At 57.8% G+C, this 16,307-nt stretch carries 12 protein-coding genes and 1 pseudogene; 8 read left to right on the top strand and 5 right to left on the bottom strand.

Annotated features, from left to right (window positions below):
- The first annotated feature begins 183 nt into the window (after positions 1–183).
- The 3 genes from AC0ZT5_RS29615 (at position 184) to AC0ZT5_RS29625 (ending at position 2,066) form a co-directional block, all read left to right on the top strand.
- Entirely contained in the window at positions 184–855 is a 672-nt protein-coding gene (locus tag AC0ZT5_RS29615; protein ID WP_488499316.1) for a hypothetical protein, read from the top strand.
- 428 nt (positions 856–1,283) lie between these two features.
- On the top strand, positions 1,284–1,712 hold the full coding sequence (locus AC0ZT5_RS29620) for a hypothetical protein (protein WP_488499317.1): 429 nt from the start codon (positions 1,284–1,286) through the stop codon (positions 1,710–1,712).
- 141 nt (positions 1,713–1,853) lie between these two features.
- Complete coding sequence (locus AC0ZT5_RS29625; RefSeq protein WP_488481525.1) at positions 1,854–2,066, top strand: cold-shock protein; 213 nt, start codon at positions 1,854–1,856, stop codon at positions 2,064–2,066.
- Between the two features lie 1,316 nt (positions 2,067–3,382).
- Here AC0ZT5_RS29625 and AC0ZT5_RS29630 read toward each other — a convergent pair.
- Positions 3,383–3,778 carry an exopolysaccharide production repressor protein gene (locus AC0ZT5_RS29630; protein WP_488499318.1) on the bottom strand — a complete coding sequence of 132 codons (396 nt, stop codon included), beginning with the start codon at positions 3,776–3,778 and terminating at the stop codon, positions 3,383–3,385.
- 1,859 nt (positions 3,779–5,637) lie between these two features.
- On the opposite strand from AC0ZT5_RS29630, the gene AC0ZT5_RS29635 reads away from it, so the two are divergent.
- The 4 genes from AC0ZT5_RS29635 (at position 5,638) to AC0ZT5_RS29650 (ending at position 10,245) form a co-directional block, all read left to right on the top strand.
- Positions 5,638–6,327, top strand: a complete 690-nt coding sequence (locus AC0ZT5_RS29635; protein WP_488499319.1) for an OmpW/AlkL family protein — start codon at positions 5,638–5,640, stop codon at positions 6,325–6,327.
- 161 nt (positions 6,328–6,488) lie between these two features.
- Complete coding sequence (ectB, locus tag AC0ZT5_RS29640; RefSeq protein ID WP_488499320.1) at positions 6,489–7,748, top strand: diaminobutyrate--2-oxoglutarate transaminase; 1,260 nt, start codon at positions 6,489–6,491, stop codon at positions 7,746–7,748.
- The gene (locus tag AC0ZT5_RS29645; protein ID WP_488499321.1) at positions 7,738–8,580 is read left to right on the top strand and encodes a 2OG-Fe(II)-dependent halogenase WelO5 family protein; all 843 of its coding nucleotides are present in this window, start codon (positions 7,738–7,740) and stop codon (positions 8,578–8,580) included. Before ectB ends, AC0ZT5_RS29645 begins: the two co-directional genes overlap by 11 nt.
- 930 nt (positions 8,581–9,510) lie before the next feature.
- Entirely contained in the window at positions 9,511–10,245 is a 735-nt protein-coding gene (locus tag AC0ZT5_RS29650) for a helix-turn-helix transcriptional regulator (RefSeq protein ID WP_488499322.1), read from the top strand.
- A gap of 632 nt (positions 10,246–10,877) precedes the next feature.
- On the opposite strand, the gene AC0ZT5_RS29655 is transcribed toward AC0ZT5_RS29650, so the two are convergent.
- Together AC0ZT5_RS29655 and AC0ZT5_RS29660 are read right to left on the bottom strand one after the other, a co-directional pair.
- Positions 10,878–11,297 (bottom strand): DUF2267 domain-containing protein, encoded by a 420-nt coding sequence (locus AC0ZT5_RS29655; protein WP_488499323.1) that lies wholly within the window; start codon positions 11,295–11,297, stop codon positions 10,878–10,880.
- Positions 11,298–11,614: 317 nt separating this feature from the next.
- Positions 11,615–12,544 carry a 2-oxoglutarate and iron-dependent oxygenase domain-containing protein gene (locus tag AC0ZT5_RS29660; RefSeq protein ID WP_488499324.1) on the bottom strand — a complete coding sequence of 310 codons (930 nt, stop codon included), beginning with the start codon at positions 12,542–12,544 and terminating at the stop codon, positions 11,615–11,617.
- A gap of 739 nt (positions 12,545–13,283) precedes the next feature.
- Between AC0ZT5_RS29660 and AC0ZT5_RS29665 the strand changes: the two genes are divergently transcribed.
- Complete coding sequence (locus AC0ZT5_RS29665) at positions 13,284–13,667, top strand: hypothetical protein (protein ID WP_488499325.1); 384 nt, start codon at positions 13,284–13,286, stop codon at positions 13,665–13,667.
- Between the two features lie 327 nt (positions 13,668–13,994).
- Here AC0ZT5_RS29665 and AC0ZT5_RS29670 read toward each other — a convergent pair.
- Together AC0ZT5_RS29670 and AC0ZT5_RS29675 are read right to left on the bottom strand one after the other, a co-directional pair.
- A pseudogene (locus AC0ZT5_RS29670) lies at positions 13,995–14,147 on the bottom strand (helix-turn-helix domain-containing protein); the annotation flags it as partial.
- 320 nt (positions 14,148–14,467) lie between these two features.
- A complete protein-coding gene (locus tag AC0ZT5_RS29675; RefSeq protein WP_488499326.1) occupies positions 14,468–16,144 on the bottom strand; it encodes a GMC family oxidoreductase in 1,677 nt (558 codons plus the stop codon).
- Between the last annotated feature and the right edge of the window lie 163 nt (positions 16,145–16,307).

Genomic DNA, 16,307 nt, shown 5'->3' on the forward strand with positions numbered 1-16,307 from the left:
ATGGCATGCAAACCTACCGAGCCTGACCAGGTGGTTGCCGACCGGCATCAGGATACATCGAACAGTCTGCGGTCGCGCACACGATGCGTTTCGTTGTTGCGGCTGCCGCCATTTTTTCAATCCGCGCCCAGGCTGCGTTCCTGCAGCCGTCGCCTCGTGACGCAACGCAAAGGATTTCGTAGCATGGGTACTCGACGTTTCATCGCAGCAGCAGCCTCCCTCGCCCTGATGGTGACGGTTTCGTCACCCTGCGAGGCCCGCGGCCCTTTCACCAACGACACGGCCTCGCGCACCGAGGCGCTGGCGCTCCTGGAAACCCTCGACGCTGATCTGCTCAGCCACCCCAGCGCCACGCTCACGCTGGAACGATGGTGTGGTGACCACGGGCTGGCGCCGGAAGCGAAGATCGTCGCCCATCGCGTGAAGGGCGATGACAAACCGCTGCCGGAAAATGGCCGTGAGGCATTGGGCATCAGCGCCGACGAGCCCGTGCGCTACCGCCATGTGCAGCTCGCCTGTGGCGCGGTAGTGCTCTCCGAAGCCGATAACTGGTACGTCCCATCGCGCCTCACACCGCAGATGAACCAGCTACTCGACACCACCGATCAGCCCTTCGGCAAGGTGGTCCAGCCGCTGCACTTTCGCCGCCAGACCATTAGCGCCGAGCTGCTGTGGTCACCGCTGCCCAAGGGATGGGAAATGGAGGCGCCGCTGCCGGCGGAAGGGAAGGGCGTGCTGGCCATTCCTCACGAGGTGCTTCGGCACCGGGCCATCCTCTATAGCGGGGCGAACCAGCCCTTCAGCCTGGTGGTGGAGACCTACACAGCCGAAGTTCTGGCCTTCGGCCGCCGTTGAAGGTTCACGAATTTTCACTTGCGGGCTGGTTGCCACTTATCTGCATCAGATCTGCATCAGAACAGCAAGACTGCAGGGTGTGGTGGCTGCATCGTAAGGAGTGTTTGTGATGGAAATATCCGGGGCGGTCTAAGTGCCGAAACGATTTTCGGCAGCGACCGGTAACGATCAAATCTATGCTGGCGGGGGCAGTGACCCAGCCTTCGGCGGCGCGGGCCATGACTACGTCGACGAAGCCGAGGGCAACGACGCGTATCATCGTGGGACAATGACACGCTCCACGGCGGCTCGGCAACAACTCCATGTGGGTGACGGCAGGGACTGCTGGTCGGCGACGAAGACAATTACACTTTCGTGCTCCAGTCCCATAATCCAACGCGTGCGCCAGATAACGAATCCCCGGCGACCTGAGGGCATTCCCGACGGACATGACCGGTATCCAGGATTTCGATCCGAAGCCTTTCGCCTTCGATGCGGTGGACGCAACGACAGTTTCAACGCGGACTTCGTCAACAACGGTAGCAAACAGCCTGGTCTCCGGCGACTTCCACAGCGGTGCGGCATCGGGTGCGAAAGGCCAGCACGCCATGGTGATCACCGGCCGATCTTTCACCTCTGCCTCTGCCGCCGCGAACGCGGTCTGCGGCGAGACCGCCAGCAACATCATCGTACGTTACGACAGCACCACCAAACTCAAGGGTTTGGCCTATGGAATCCAGAAGAACCATCCGCAGGACTTCATCCACCTGAACTTGCCCATGCCGGCTGGGTGCCTGCGCCTCCCGCGTCCGATTTCACGAAATCCCTACAGACCAACACCCTGCCGCCGGCGGGCAAACTCCCATTCCGCCACTTAATGGGGTGCATCAACCACGTGGCGATTCAAGCCGGACGCGGCAATTTTTCGCTTTTGCCTCGTCTAACACCGAAGTATTGGTAGGAAGTCGGCCTGACCTAATGGCCTGTCAATGTTGCAATTGTTACAAAGGAATACGCATATGGCGACTGGAACAGTGAAGTGGTTCAACAGCACGAAGGGGTTTGGATTTATCCAGCCCGACAATGGCGGTCAGGACGTTTTCGTCCACATTTCCGCTGTCGAACGCGCGGGCCTTTCGACCCTCACTGACGGCCAGAAGATCAATTATGAGATCGAACAGGACCGTCGCACCGGCAAGTCCTCCGCTGGTAACCTCAGCAAAGTTGGGTGAATCCGGCAGTAGCCTGCCGGACGCGCCACGCCCCGGATGCGAACGAGACACGGGCTCGACCGCAGACCGGGGTAGCAGATTGTTGCCAACCGCGCGAATTATTGTGAGCCAACGATGTTTGCGAGTGAAGCCGAGCTGGTCCCAGGCTGAACGAAACCGCAAACTACATGTTGCCGATCCCTCTCAAAGCCAGCCCTCGGAGAAGAGCGGAAGTGTGATCGCGGCCGCGCCGTCCTCACCCGACATTGACGAAATGGGCCGTTTCGCTCGCTGTCGAGAAGGGCAAAGTCCAGACAAAGGACCTACCGATACCGGGTGTTTCTAGCAGTGCCTCACCAGCTGGGGGGAAGGATTGCTACCTGCGGAAACCGACAGCTCAAGCTTGCCCGCTCGGGCGACAAGGGAGCAGCCGTAATTGTCCGAACCGGATAGATAGGTAACAGAACGGACTGATTGCATGGGTGACAGTTTTCTCATCCGCCGGGAGGACCGGCGATGGTTTCGCCAAATGTCGGCGTTGCAGGAAAGTCGCCGCGTTGCGGCCTGAGTTTAGCCGAGCCGCTTAGGTTTGCGCCCGGGCTTCGAAGTGCACGCCTCGCGGCCTCGAGCACCTCCTGAATCGCCGCACGATCATCGGGCGGCCGAAAGCAGAATGTCTTTGACGGCAGCGCTGGCGGTCTAGCTTTCGTCTTGGTCGTGGCGGCGAACTTTCTCGTGCCGCTCCAAAAGGCAGGCCGGATTCCTGTGGCCATTTGCGCAACCTGGCACGGCAGCCCCAAAACCATTTAGCGGGAACGATGGCGAGCAAGTCTAGCGGTCGCAAAGCGATTTCGGCGGTGAACGCCGCCTGGACGTCATGGCGTTCTTGACGGAGGTGCTTGAGGTCGACGCCTGGCAACTGCTGGCGCAAGTACGTCGCCACCGCGACCGTCATCAGGCACCGCTATTGATCAGCAGCGTCCTGTCGGCGTACGGGCCGAGGCCGGAGCCATGGAACTTGGCCTCGTTCAAAGCTCAAGCCTATAAGCGAAACGATCCGTCGGGCCGGCAATCAAGGAAATGGACATGCCACGCTGCGGCACGTGCTCACGAACAAAGCGGCTGGGTTGCGCTGGCACTCCGAGCGCGAGCGCTCCCATTTCCCCGCATCTTCGGTTCTGCTCATGATGCTTAGCGGCCAATGCCGCTTCCAAACGCGCGCCAGCAACCCGGGTGGTGTAATGTCCCGAGGTTGGGCCTCCGACGAGCGGCCGGGCGGTCGTGTCAGTCTAGCCTGCCTCTACAGGCTGCATGGAAGACGCAAACCAGCCTCTCGCTCAGATCGAAGTGGATGTGGCGGACATCATGATCGCATGCGAGTCTTCTGATTCGACTGTGGCGACGGTGTTGTCTTGCGTAGGCTCGGCGCAAGAGCTTGGCTCGCCTCCATGTTGACGCTCGGTGCGAAACTCGGCGCAGGTAAGTCTGCCACGCTGGCTTAGCCTTCTGTCCAGCTGTTGCAAAGGCATGTTTGGATCTAGTGCGACTGCCGGCCCCAGGCCCTGTTTCCAGACGAGATAAAGCACTGCCAAGGAATATGCGACCTGCATGAGCAAAAAGCACAGACCGGCTTGCACAAACATGGCGATGAACGAGCCGGTCAGGCAATACGTCGCGACCGCAAATACGGCCAACGTGCCGACCATGCCGCTAACAAATCGGGCTGCGGCCATTTCCTCAATTCCACCTTTCGCTTGTAGAACCCTCGGCTGGTTGAGCCGCGTGTTTAAAGAGTACGAACAAATAGTCCCCGCTGGGGGCATTGCCCTGACATCGCAGGCGCAGCAGCTGAGACAGCTTCGGGTTCAACGTGGCTGTCGCGGGCTCGGCATTGGCGAAACGGCTCCGTGGTGGGCGATGTCGCGCCTCGATCCGGAAACCAGATGACCGTCCGAAGCAAACACGCGAGCCAGATTTTCGATCGCTGTTCACAGTTCCGCTATGCACGGGAGATGACAAAGCACGTCGCCCAGGACGATGAGGTCGAACACTCCCTGCCTGAGCTGCGTTGGTCTTCGTAGACCACCCAATCGATGTGCGAAAAATCCGCATGCGCAGGCGCGTCAGGGAAAGCATTTGCGGCTCGACGTCCATGACCGTGACCATTCGCACAGCGCCGCCAACTGCTCCGTGAAAGCCTTGGTCCCCACCCGGCCTGAAGCCGCGGGCGAGGGAACCCTCGCAAGATGCGACCCGCACAACTACCTGGGCCTGCGAGCTGGGATTTTGTCTGGCAGCGCGAACCGGCGTGCGCATTGTCCAATTGCGAGTGGAAGAGGAGCGAGATCTGTCCCGCCACGCAGACGTCCTAATCCATCGCGCCTCAGGGGGCACGAACAGACGGCGACTTCCTGAAGCACCGGGTACGCTCTTTCGCTTTGCCATCGATTGATCAGTAGATAATTGTAGCCGTTCCTAATTCATAACTGTCGATCGGAACAATGGATTGTTTGGATGCAAGACATCGAAGCGGTAGATGTCTGAGCGGACTTGAATGACCAGCTCGCGATCCCTTTGTGGGCTCTCATTTGAGCGAGCATTTCGGGGAGTTCACGCAGGGCCACGTAGCCATCGAATTCGGAACCATAAGATTTCGGCTTCCGTGGCCCAACGGTCGCTAAAGCCGCGCTATGCCAGGAAGCCCGCGTCACTATGCGGCCAAGCACGACGGTCGCGGCATCGGTGCAGCCCCCCTGACCCGCAAACTTGCGGAGCGCTCCGATGCGCGGCTCCTGCAAACCTTGTGCCGCCATTTCCCTCACGTGCTCCAGATTGAACCTTCTGGGCAAATTCGCGACAAAGCCTGGTCTGAGTCATGGGCGCCTAGACATCTTCTTAGCGGACCGCGTCCGTCCACGAACGAGTACGGCTCGGGACATCACCGCAGCAGTATCACGAGCGACGTCTTGTTCAGCTTCTTGCCTGCGGCTTTATCGGCCTCAGTTCTGCGGCCATCATTCCTGGTGGTCGAATCGCGCAGGGCCTCGGGCCGGCAAGTCAGCGCTTTACAGCGCCATCTCGTCACTTGCCGCGCGTGATCCTTACGCCTGTGCTCCAGCAGATGCAGGCGATGCTGAGGAGCGCCGCCACTCCACGGGGACAACGGCGACAGCACCGGCACCACGCTCGCAGACGACCGGTTCGATGCCGCTCAAGTCTCTGCCCTTTAGCAGTGACCAAGCATCACGCATGCTCTCCGGTGCGGCGGCCGGCCATGTCGACGGCCAGAGTTTCGCCCGCAAGGCAACCCATTGCACCCATCCTCTGGCGAAATAGGGCAGGGATAGTTCTCGCGCGCTCGCGGTCGTTAGTCAGATTTGTGGGCAACACGACAGTATCAGCTCGAAACACGACAGTATCAGCTCCGCTACGAGCTCGTCGGAAGCGAATGGTGCTGTTTTCCAATCTCCTTGCCGTTGGCACGACAAATGCAACGCTGCCGGCGCAGCTCCCGGAGAGCGGCTGATGAGCAATCGTCGAGCGCGCAAACGGTGGAGCAACCGGCGGTGTCAGATATCAGGAGAGAACATTGATGACAAAAGTGCGGATGGCTTCGGCGCAGGTCGCTACAGCGTTCACCGTCCTTATCGCAATTAGCCAGCAAGCCTTGGCGGCAGACCCTGTGCAACCTTACGTCGCACAGGACCAGGGGCCGGTTGAGACGCCAAGTCCATGGCAGATCCGCGTCCGCGCGTTGGGAGTGAAGACCAACGATTCAGGTTACGTCGGCGGGATTGCCGGTTCCAATCTCTCCTATTCAGACACCATAACCCCGGAATTCGACATCTCCTATTTCTTCACAGAAAACATCGCTGCCGAACTCATACTTGCCACCACCTCCGCCAAGGTCGACGGCGCCGGAGCGATCGGCGCGCTGGGGAACGTCGGCAAAGTCTGGGTGCTGCCACCCACACTCACGCTGCAGTATCATATTACAGAGTTCGGGGCCTTCCGACCCTATGTTGGGGCCGGCCTTAACTACACCGTCTTCTATAATCAGAGTGTCGGCAGCGCGGATGCTCTCCATGTGAAGAACACCTTTGGCGCCGCGCTGCAGGTCGGCTTCGATTACATGCTGGACCAGCACTGGGGGGTCAACTTCGACGTCAAGAAGCTTTTCCTGGAACCAGATTTTACCGTCAAAGTGGCTGGCACAGATCTGAAGGGCAAGGCCAAGCTTGACCCCTGGCTAATTGGTGCAGGCCTCACATACCGATTCTAATGGGTCGCCATGTGAACCTACGGCGCCGATTTCGGACAGGCGAAAACGCACCGATCAGGGAGCTGCGACGCTGACATTCTGGCTCTGTCTTGTGGGATATCGCCAGCAAAACAAGCCTGTGTGCAACCTATTCAATGAGGCACCACGTGCAGAGCCCTACCATGAATACCGACGTTTTCGCGGCTTACGAATCGAACGTTCGTCGCTACGGCCGGTCCTTTCCTACAGTCTTCAAAAGGGCCCTTGGAGCGACGATCTGGGACGAGGCCGGTAAGCCATATATCGATTTCCTCGTAGGCTCGGGTGCCCTCAATTATGGGCACAACAACCCGAATATTATCGCGCCGGCGATTGAGTATCTCGTTGGCGAGAACATTCTGCTATCCCTCGACATGTATACGTCCGCAAAGCGTGAATTCATTGAAACGTTTGTGGATTCGATCCTGAAGCCTAGGGGCCTTTCCTACAAGATACAGTTTCCTGGGCCGACCGGCACAAACGCCAACGAAGCAGCGCTGGCGCTGGCGCGAAAATATACCGGGCGCTCGAGCGTCATGGCATTCACGAATGCGTTCCATGGCATGTCGCTGGGTTCTTTGGCGGTGTCGGGTTCGGCATCGACCAGGGAATTGGGCGGTGTTGCTCGCCACGATGTGATCCGTATTCCCTATGACGGATATCCGAACCAAGATTTCGATTCCGCCAGCTACATAGACTTCGCACTGGGCGATCCAGGAAGCGGCATTGAAAAGCCAGCCGCTATCATTTTAGAGACCATTCAGGCGGAAGGCGGCATGAACACGGCATCAGCTGCTTGGCTCGCAGAAATTCAGCGTATTTGCCGCAAGCACGGTGTTGTTCTGATCGTCGACGACATCCAGGCCGGTGCGGGACGGACGGGCGAGTTCTTCTCATTCGAGTCCGCGGGTATTGCCCCCGACATCGTATCCCTTTCAAAGTCCCTAAGCGCATCAGGTAGTCCTTTCTCCATCGTTCTGATTCGCCCTGATCTGGACATTTGGAATCCCGGTGAACATAGCGGGACCTTCAGAGGCAATAATCTCGCCTTCGTGACTGCAGGAGCGATGTGCAAACTGTGGTCCGACACGCAGTTCACTGCAGGTGTTGAGCGAACAGCCGCCAAACTGCAAGGACACCTTGACAGCCTCGTTGGGAAATTTCCCGACTGCATCGAACGAAAGCGCGGCCGCGGTCTGATGGCCGGTCTCAAATGCCATTCACCGGCCGTTGTCGGCCGTGTCCATGATATCGCATTCGAAAAAGGCCTGCTGATCGAATCTTCGGGACCAAATCGCGACGTTATAAAAGTCCTACCACCGATCACCATCACAGACGACGAACTCGAGCATGGCATCGCCATCCTGGATCACGCACTAAAGGAGCAAGCCAATGGGCACTAACCAAGCATCTCACACGCCTGCTATCTCTCCTACTACGATCAGGGAAAGAACCGGCTCAATCAGCATTGCGGAAATCGTGTCAGTCCTGAAAGGTGAGATCACCGCTCTGCACGTCAAGCAAGCCTTCAGTTCGGAAATAGCCGAAGAAATCAGCGCTAACTTTGTTAGCAGCCCCGGCCTCGGGGAACGCAAAGACGGTGTCCCTGGGCAATATGTCGGCGCATCACACTACAGGAACGACGCAGCCAGCTATTTCGCAGAGTCAGAAACTGCGCGATCGTACGTTAACGCTCTTTTCGGCAATTTGGTTGATCCCGTTCGAGCATTGTTCGACGCCTTGAAGCGTGAGCTTCACAAACAGGGCGTTGAATTGCGGTTGGCTCGCTCGGAGCAGGGGCAGGCCAATGTCTGTCGCGCTCTTAGCTGGTCTGGCAGTGGCGTGTATTCCTTGGAGCCGCACGACGATGTCGCTCAAGTGCTAAGCGCCGGGAAGGATTACGAGCTTTCTGCGGTGGCGCAAAACACTGTCGCGGCACTCAACTTCTATCCCAGCATAGCGGAGGAAGGTGGAAATCTGCGGCTTTGGAGCCACAAGCCCACAGTCCTCGATCGAAAGTCGCAAGGTGTGGAGACCACGGGATATCCCTATTCGGCAGCCTATCTTGAAGACGTTCCTTATCGCGAATTCCAGCTCAAGGCCGGGGACATCGCCCTGATCGACGGCGGTTTCGTCCATGGGGTCACCGGTCAATCCGGTACCGGACGGCCTCGCCTGGTGCTGAACAGCTTTTTCGGGTTTGCGCGGCCGGATCTTGTTCTCTGGTGGACCTGACGGTGGACCTAGTGACCCGATCTGGTGGACGCCTGCCTATGCCTGGCACTCCGCCAGCCGCTGGCGCAAGTCCGCGTAGCCAGAAAGCCGCCCCCGTTGTGGCGACGATAAAGAGCAAGCCCGGGTTTATGACCCAAGGTGCTTAGCCATCATCGTTTTTTGGTCGATCGCCGTCATCGGTTTTGTGCTCGTGGACGAAGTCGGTCGCTTTTCCCGGCCGAAGTCCGTGAGGCCCATGATCTGGAACGTCGGTCCTCTAGACCCGGAGGCAGCCGGCGGGAGGGTCCAGGCCGGGCGATCGCAGCTGCGGTCAGGCCGCCTGCATCCTTGGCTCTTGCAGTCCGCGTGCTTCCGTTTGGCGATGGAGGCCCGCAAATTCGTCGGCCTGTCTCGATTGACCCGATAGGACCTTTGCGTGCCCGGAACCACGGTGCTGACGCCGGCGGAGGAAGCCACTGTGCTGGCATTGCTCAAGAAGACGCTTCTGCCTCTGATATGCCGGATTGCTTGGGGATGCGATCCCAAGCCTCAGCCCCAGCGCTTGCACCTCTGCCTTGCTCCGCGAGCAGCGCTGCTACTAGAAATTCCGCCAAGATCGCGGTCCGGTTTAGACAGTCATTGGAGAACAGTGTTACACACAATACTACGATTCTACAAAATGAGAAAAACTAACCCTTCGCACGAACATAATTTATATAAAGTAGTAAGCGGTAAGGTCTTTGACAATTGCGGCGTGCCGATGACCCTGGCCCAGCCTCAGCCGTCACGGCGGAAATTGTTGTGCGTCGGGGAAAAGCATCGAGCGAAATGGACGCGGAGCAGAGAACTATGAAACTCTCGCCGATCAATGCCTCCCGATTTCGAGGGCAGGCAACCAGAGTGTCCAACCGGTATTCTCTTGTTCCGTGGCACTTCCCGAAGGCGGCTGGAATGGCGTTTGCCGTCGAGCTTGGCCAGTTTCTCGAACAGAGTCTTGCCATTGCTAAATCCGAGCAGTTGGTCGATCTGTTGTCTGGTTTCGCACGTAATTTCGGTTGCCCCTGGATCGCCTACGGCTCTCCGCCCGACCAAAGACGCTCAAGGCCGGCCCGACACCATCCGGCCCCTATCCTGACTTATCCTCATCAATGGCAGGAGCGCTGTCTTGAAATGAATTATGACAGAATAGAGCCGATCGTGAAAACGAGTCGAAAGCGGGCCGGCGCCTTTCGATGGAGCGAGGTGTATAACAACCCAAGCACGACTGGCGACGAACGTCGCGTTTTCGATGAGGCTGGGAGGTTTGGCCTAAAGTCAGGTATCAGCGTTCCCTTGCATGGCCCGGATGGCAGCTTCGCTATTATGAGTTTTGCCCGGCCTTGGGAGCGCGAATTTCCAGAAAAAGCGATAGCTTGTTTGCAGCTTGCTGCGGTACATTTTCATATTAGGGTGGCGGAGTTCTCGAGTCCAATTGGGCTCGAGGAAGTTCCTGACCTTTCTCCAAGAGAAAAAGAATGCATTCTATGGACAGCGAAAGGAAAATCATCATGGGAAATAGGAATAATTTTGGGTATCTCTATAAACACTGTCAACTTTCATATAAAAAATGCGATGCGAAAAATGGATGCAGATAGTAGAACGGTCGCTGCGATAACGGCAGTGAACTGCGGTATAATCGAATTATAAGAAGATGGTCGAGACCACCTTTAACCTAAATACGTACTTCATCTTGTCGTCGGCGGTAGGGACATCATGACGACCGCTACGCTCATTCCTTGGCCAGCCTCAAAGCGGATCAATCAAAAGGAAGGCCAGCTCGAAGTGGCTTGCGCACTGGTGGCGCTGTCGAGCGTCTACAAGCGGGCGGCGCGCAAGGAGGCCTCGGTTGGGCAGTGTGCATCTAGCAAGCTGGCGTGGTCATCGGCGGTCGCGGGGAGCAATGTGCCTCGCCCTGAGTAACGGGCGAGGTACCAACATCACGCATGGACGGCGGCACCGGCTGAAACCTTGTGCCACCTGTGCCCCAGGGACCTCGGTCGCTTCCTGCATGGCGAGGGCGAGAGTCTCACAAAGACCGTTCTGCATCCGAGGGGATCAGGCCAAAGCTGATGCGCGGGCGTGGGTGGTTACGCTACCAAACGCGCATTGACCACAGTATAATGCGGGAAGCCGTCCGTGCCAGGACCGAGCCTCCCAACGATCAGCCGACGTCAACATGGCGCCGACCGGTGCCTTATGATTTTAGGCGATCCAATTTATTCTTCAAAAACTGCCCCAGCCGGTGACTTCATGCTCCTGAGCACACGTCTTGTGCCATGTCAGGCTGACCAAAGATCACGAATCACTTTTGGAGTGCTGGCCTTCGCCTCTTCGATCTCTGCTGCAGACAGGCGGTCCGCCAATTGACCGAGCACCGAGCGGGCAACCTCTTCCGGATCCACCGTCGGGTCACGATGAACACCGTCGTGGATCCGGTTGAGAAACGAAGTACGATTTCTGGCTGTGGCGCGGCGGCGGGGATGCCATCCCTCGTAGTAAAAGCCGCGCAGTAAGGTTGGTAACTGCGCGCCCATGTGAACGGCCTGGTCGGGTTTCATGCAGTCGCGCAGGGCATGCAGCGTTGCAATCAGGGCTTGGTAGACCAGTTCGCGATCATGCCAGCGCAGTTTCCATGTCAGATCGCTGATCCAGTTCTGGGTTGAAGGCAAGGCGTTGTTGAGATCATGGCTCACGTACATGAGCATTCTCCCGTCATTGAAGGAGCATAGAGCTGCAGCGTTCCCGAATAAGCTCGGGCGGCTGCGCCGATGCCGCATCGGTCCAAGTCCCAGATGCGCAATCATCAACTTAGCGGCGCAAAAAGGGAAAGCCGTGGTCTGCAGCTCTGACAAGGTTAACGTGTGGATCTCGCGCCGGGATTGTTCACACAATGTGGCATGATGAGCGCGTTTACTGCCGAGGCGCGTGCAGCCGCCGGCGTTACATGCGCGCCCGATAACGCGACGGCGCGCGGCGTCGTCACCATAGTTTGCGCACGCTTGAGAAGACCGGACACTTACTGCAACTCTCGCGCCCTTCCGGCGCCATTCCCGGCTTCGACCGATTCGAAGTTGCGCAGCATCATTTCTGCGACTCTGAAGTGGTGCCCCCCTTGGCGCGAACTCAGATGAGCGTCGATGTCGGGATAGATAAAGAAAGGAAGCGAAATTCGGTCACTCAGACCATTGTGCGCGACCTGATGTGGCGTGCTCTTGAAGCGGTCGTCGCTCAGGGCCTGAAGCATGTCGCCCAAATTGACTACGAGACTGTCAGGCAGGCTCGGCACTGGTATCCAGCCGCCGCGGACCCACACCTGCAAAGAGCGCGTGGGGAGTTCCTCCTGCAGCACCAGCGTGAAGAAGCCACCGTCGGTGTGCTTGGCGCACATGCCGCCGCGAGCTGGATACCGGATCACGCGTTGGCCAAGCGTCGGCGGGCTGAAATGGCGTGGAAACCAGCCCTCTTCCATGCCAATCAGGTCGGCAAGCACAGTCCCGAGCTGCGGGACAACCCCGTCGAGCACTGTAGCCTGCAAAGCAAGCAGGCTTCGCGCGAAACCAGGAGCCAAGGCGTCATCTGGAAAGCGCGTGCTTCCGGCAAATGGACGCCGGTCGCCTTCGCTATCGATCCCGAGGTCGAACACTTCCTTTGGATCGGGGCCAGCTTCAGGATGTAGGATTTCACCACGCAACCGACTGTATCCGCGGGCGATAGTGGGATACATGCCTTGAGCAGCGTGACCGTAGCGTTCCTTGACGGACTGGGGCAATGCGAAGAACCGTCGCGAAGCCTCAATGGCTTGTGTGATCTGCTCCTTCGGGATGCCGTGCTCCACAAGAAAGAAGAAACCAAACTCCTCACAGGCCATTTGCAGGCGCTGGCATTCTTCGCGTCGTGTTGCATTGGCTGCTAGTTTCGCTAATGAAATTTGCGGTAGCGTGGTCATATTTGCTTGCTCCGTTGGCGTGCTTTGCCCCATGGGCTTCTCGAAAATTTAGCAGCCCGCATTCCTCGCTCGTATGTATGCCGTCGCTCAGAAGTGTGCCGGCTTGGGTACCCGCTCCTGCAGACGGCGCCTATCGTCCATCAAAGGATGTGGGCTCCACATAGAATGACAGTTCCCTGGCGCAGGTCGCGCGAGGCAGCCCAGCGCGTTAAGTTGTGAAGACGCCGCAGCAGATTGTGGTGTCTTACTTCAATCTCGAGTACTCCGAGAGGCATCAATTAAGCTCATAACGCGAGTTGTCGAACATTTTTAGCCGTCTTATGTACTTTCTTTTAGGGTTATATAGGAATGAGCCCTCCGTTCACGAGTATATGATACCAAGTTGGATATTCATATTCATTTCCGCCGATCCTAGAAATAGCACGCCTCATTGGCAATACATAATATTGTTATAAATCATGAATCAATTGCGACGTTCTTGTTAAATATTTTGTCATTCTTTTCGTGCGGGTTTGACTGGCTGCGTGAGCGGGTAAGCGGCTTTATTGAAACGACACACAGAGCTGGAGCCCGTTTTCCCCTGTACGGCCAGCGAGGGCCTACCGCGGTAAAGGGCAGCAGTCGCCGTCGTGTTCCGTAGGAAGTTGCGGCGCGAGCAGGTGCTGGCCTATTTCGCCGCGCAGCCGCCATGCCTTTGCCTTGTGGCTATGGAGTCAAGCGCCAGAAGAATGTGCCGCCGATGCCGAAGCGATCTGCGAGGCAGCGCAACGGCCCGACGATGCGTTTTGTGGCAGTTAAGAGCGAGGAGAAGCAGGCCTCGGCTGTGATCTTCCGAACCCGCGATGTGCTCGTCGGTCAGCGCACTCAGCTCATCAACGCGATCCGCGGCCATCTGTCCGAGTTCGGCCTGATTGCGGCGCGGGGCCTCTCGCATGTTGAGCGGCTCATTACACAGATTGAAGACCCTGCCTTGGGCGTACCGGAGGCCGCACGCTGTTGCCTTCTCATGCTCGTCGAAGCACTGCGTAGCCTCCAAGAACAGGTCAAATCGCTGGACACGGAGATTGCCGCTCGGGCCAAGGCCGACGATTTCGCTAACCGGCTGATGCCCGTGCCGGCATAGGTCCGCTGATCGCTACGCGAGGCAATGGCGCCGCCGGCGGAGATATTCCGCTCCGGGGGTGACTTTGCAGCCTGGATCGGCTGACGCCGATCTCGGTCGAACGTCCCGGATGGGTGAGCGAACGCTGCGGCGCCTGCTCATCATTGCATCCAGCGCCGTGGTTCTCTGGGCCAAACGCAAAGGCGTGCCATTCGGCTCGTGGCTTCATAGAATGCTGGCGCGAAAGCCGCCGATGCTAGTGATTGTGGCGCTGGCCAACAAGACCGCGCGCATCGCATGGGCTCTGATGACGAAGGGGGGAATCTACCGAGCTCCGACCATCGCCAGTGGCGCCAGTTCGCCGATCCTCGCCCGCGCAATCCAGCGGATCGCGCTGGACACTCCCACGCCGAACCGCGCCGCCGCTTGCCGCGCCGACATGCCCTCGTCCGAAGCCTTCAATACCCGCGACCGAAGATCCCCGCTCAATGCTCTTCCCATCGTTCACCTCCATCAAGGTGGATGTTGAATCAGCACAAAACGCAGCCATCACGTCACAATCGATTCATCAATCACAGGACGTGGTCTAGCGGACCATCGTCGATGATCCCGAGCCGGTGCGTCGCCCGCGAACCGCCGCCATACTGTTCTGAGCCTTGATGGCCTCTAGCCAAGGCTCGATGCGACAGTCCAGAGCTGGCAGACGCTGCCTATCGATCCTCCGCACCCGTTAGTCGACCTCGCCGGATGAAGCATAACTTCAACCTTCCGCAGGCCGGTCCGCCGAATTCCAACACTTACGCTAGGCTCCGATACCTCCGTCAGCCCTCATTCAATATTGCGTCAGAAATCTTTTCGGCGACCATGATTGTAGGGATGTTCGTATTTCCGCGGGGGGCGAACGGCATCACCGATGCATCGGCGACCCTTAAGCCTGATACCCGGTGAACGCGCCCTGATGGATCCGTAACACTGGTTTGGTCCAGCGCAGGTCCCATCTTGCAGGTTGAAGTGGGGTGGAAATTCCCAAAAACATTCTGACGTATAAAGCCATCGAGAAGCTCGTTGCTATCAAGGAGGTCTGAGATGGCACGACCATCAGTCATTGCAAACCTAATGAGGCTTCGGCGTAACCGCGCTGAAGAATCCATGAGCGCCGCAACAACGGTAGTGAGCCCGTAATTTAAGCGATTGTATTTACTGATCCGCTTTGCTCGCCCAGTCCAAGTAGAGGGAAATGGATCGAGCGCGACAGCTGACAGCGCTTTATGCTCAAACAACCGTGTCACGAACCGAAACGCCTCCTTCAGCCGCTCGGCATCGCGTTTGTCGCTTAACATATTGAAATTCACCTCAGGTTCAGTCGCATGAGACGAGTCCTTCAGCGAAACCGTTCCGGTTGAGTAAGTGCGGTTAACCCAAAAATAGAGAGTTCCAAGCCGTTTGCCGACCGGATGCCACGCAGACTTTGCGAGGGCTGAAATGGCCATATCCGTTGACGAGCAGCCCTCATAGCCTGATGAGTAGCGAGCATGCATCTGAATGTAGCCGGTCGCGTTGGGCGCCATGCGATCCTCTGGTCTCAAGTAGGCCGAGATGGCGACCCCGGGGTGCTCTTGAAGATTTTTCCCCACGCCATTCACATCTGCGACAACTGGAATGCCGAGGTTTAGTAGCTGCTCAGCCGGGCCGATTCCGGACCGCATCAACAACGCAGGGGAATGAATTGCTCCGGCACATATGACGACAGTTGACGCGCTGTAGGAGCGTCGGCCAGTTTCACTTCCAATCTCGACGCCCGATATTTGACGCCCTGAGAAGGTTAGTCGCTCGACCGTCGTCTCGGGCAAAATCGTCAGGTTGGGCCGAGCGCGAACACTCTCCGACAAATAAGCCATCGCAGCTGAGACACGATGGCCGTTGCGGTTCGTCAATGGGACAACTGAGTGACCATCGCGAAACTCGCCGTTAAAATCAGGCTGGAATGGTATGTTTCTATCTTCATAAGCGTTCGATACAGCGCGAATAAACCCAGACCATTCCGCTTTACTCGCGCGCCTAATAGGAAGCGGACCGTCATTGCCGTGAAAATCGTTGCTAAAATCTAGATCGCACTCAAGCCGTCGGAAGTATGGAAGGACATTTTCCCAAGCCCAGCCCGTTACACCGCTCGATGCCCATTCATCATAGTCCGCAGGGGCGCCCCGGTTTGCTACTTGAGCATTGATGCTAGATCCTCCACCCATGACCCGGGCTTGCTCATAGTGTACGCGACTGCTGACACCCTGCACTGTGCTCGCGGTGAGTGACGGCCACTGATAGCGCGGATTGTAGTAAGCCCGCGTGGGATCGGAATCGAGGATATCATCAGGGATGGCTTGTGGGGCAAAGTCAGGGCCAGCCTCGATGAGCAAGACGCTGCTTCCATTGGCCGATAGCCTGTTCGCGATAACGCATCCTGAAGAGCCGCCGCCGACGACTATGTAATCGAAAGCCAAGCCAATCTTCCCTTGCATAGGTGTGCCCCGACACGGGTAGCAGGTGTTATAGGTTCGTTTAGCAAATGCCTCCTCGTAGAGCCCGGACTTGAGAAGGCCCTGCCGTCCTCGCCTGCAAGTTGACTACCTCGTCCTCGATGCCCCATTAAGCGAGGTGCCCTAA

This window comes from Mesorhizobium sp. CNPSo 4670, from assembly GCF_057784235.1.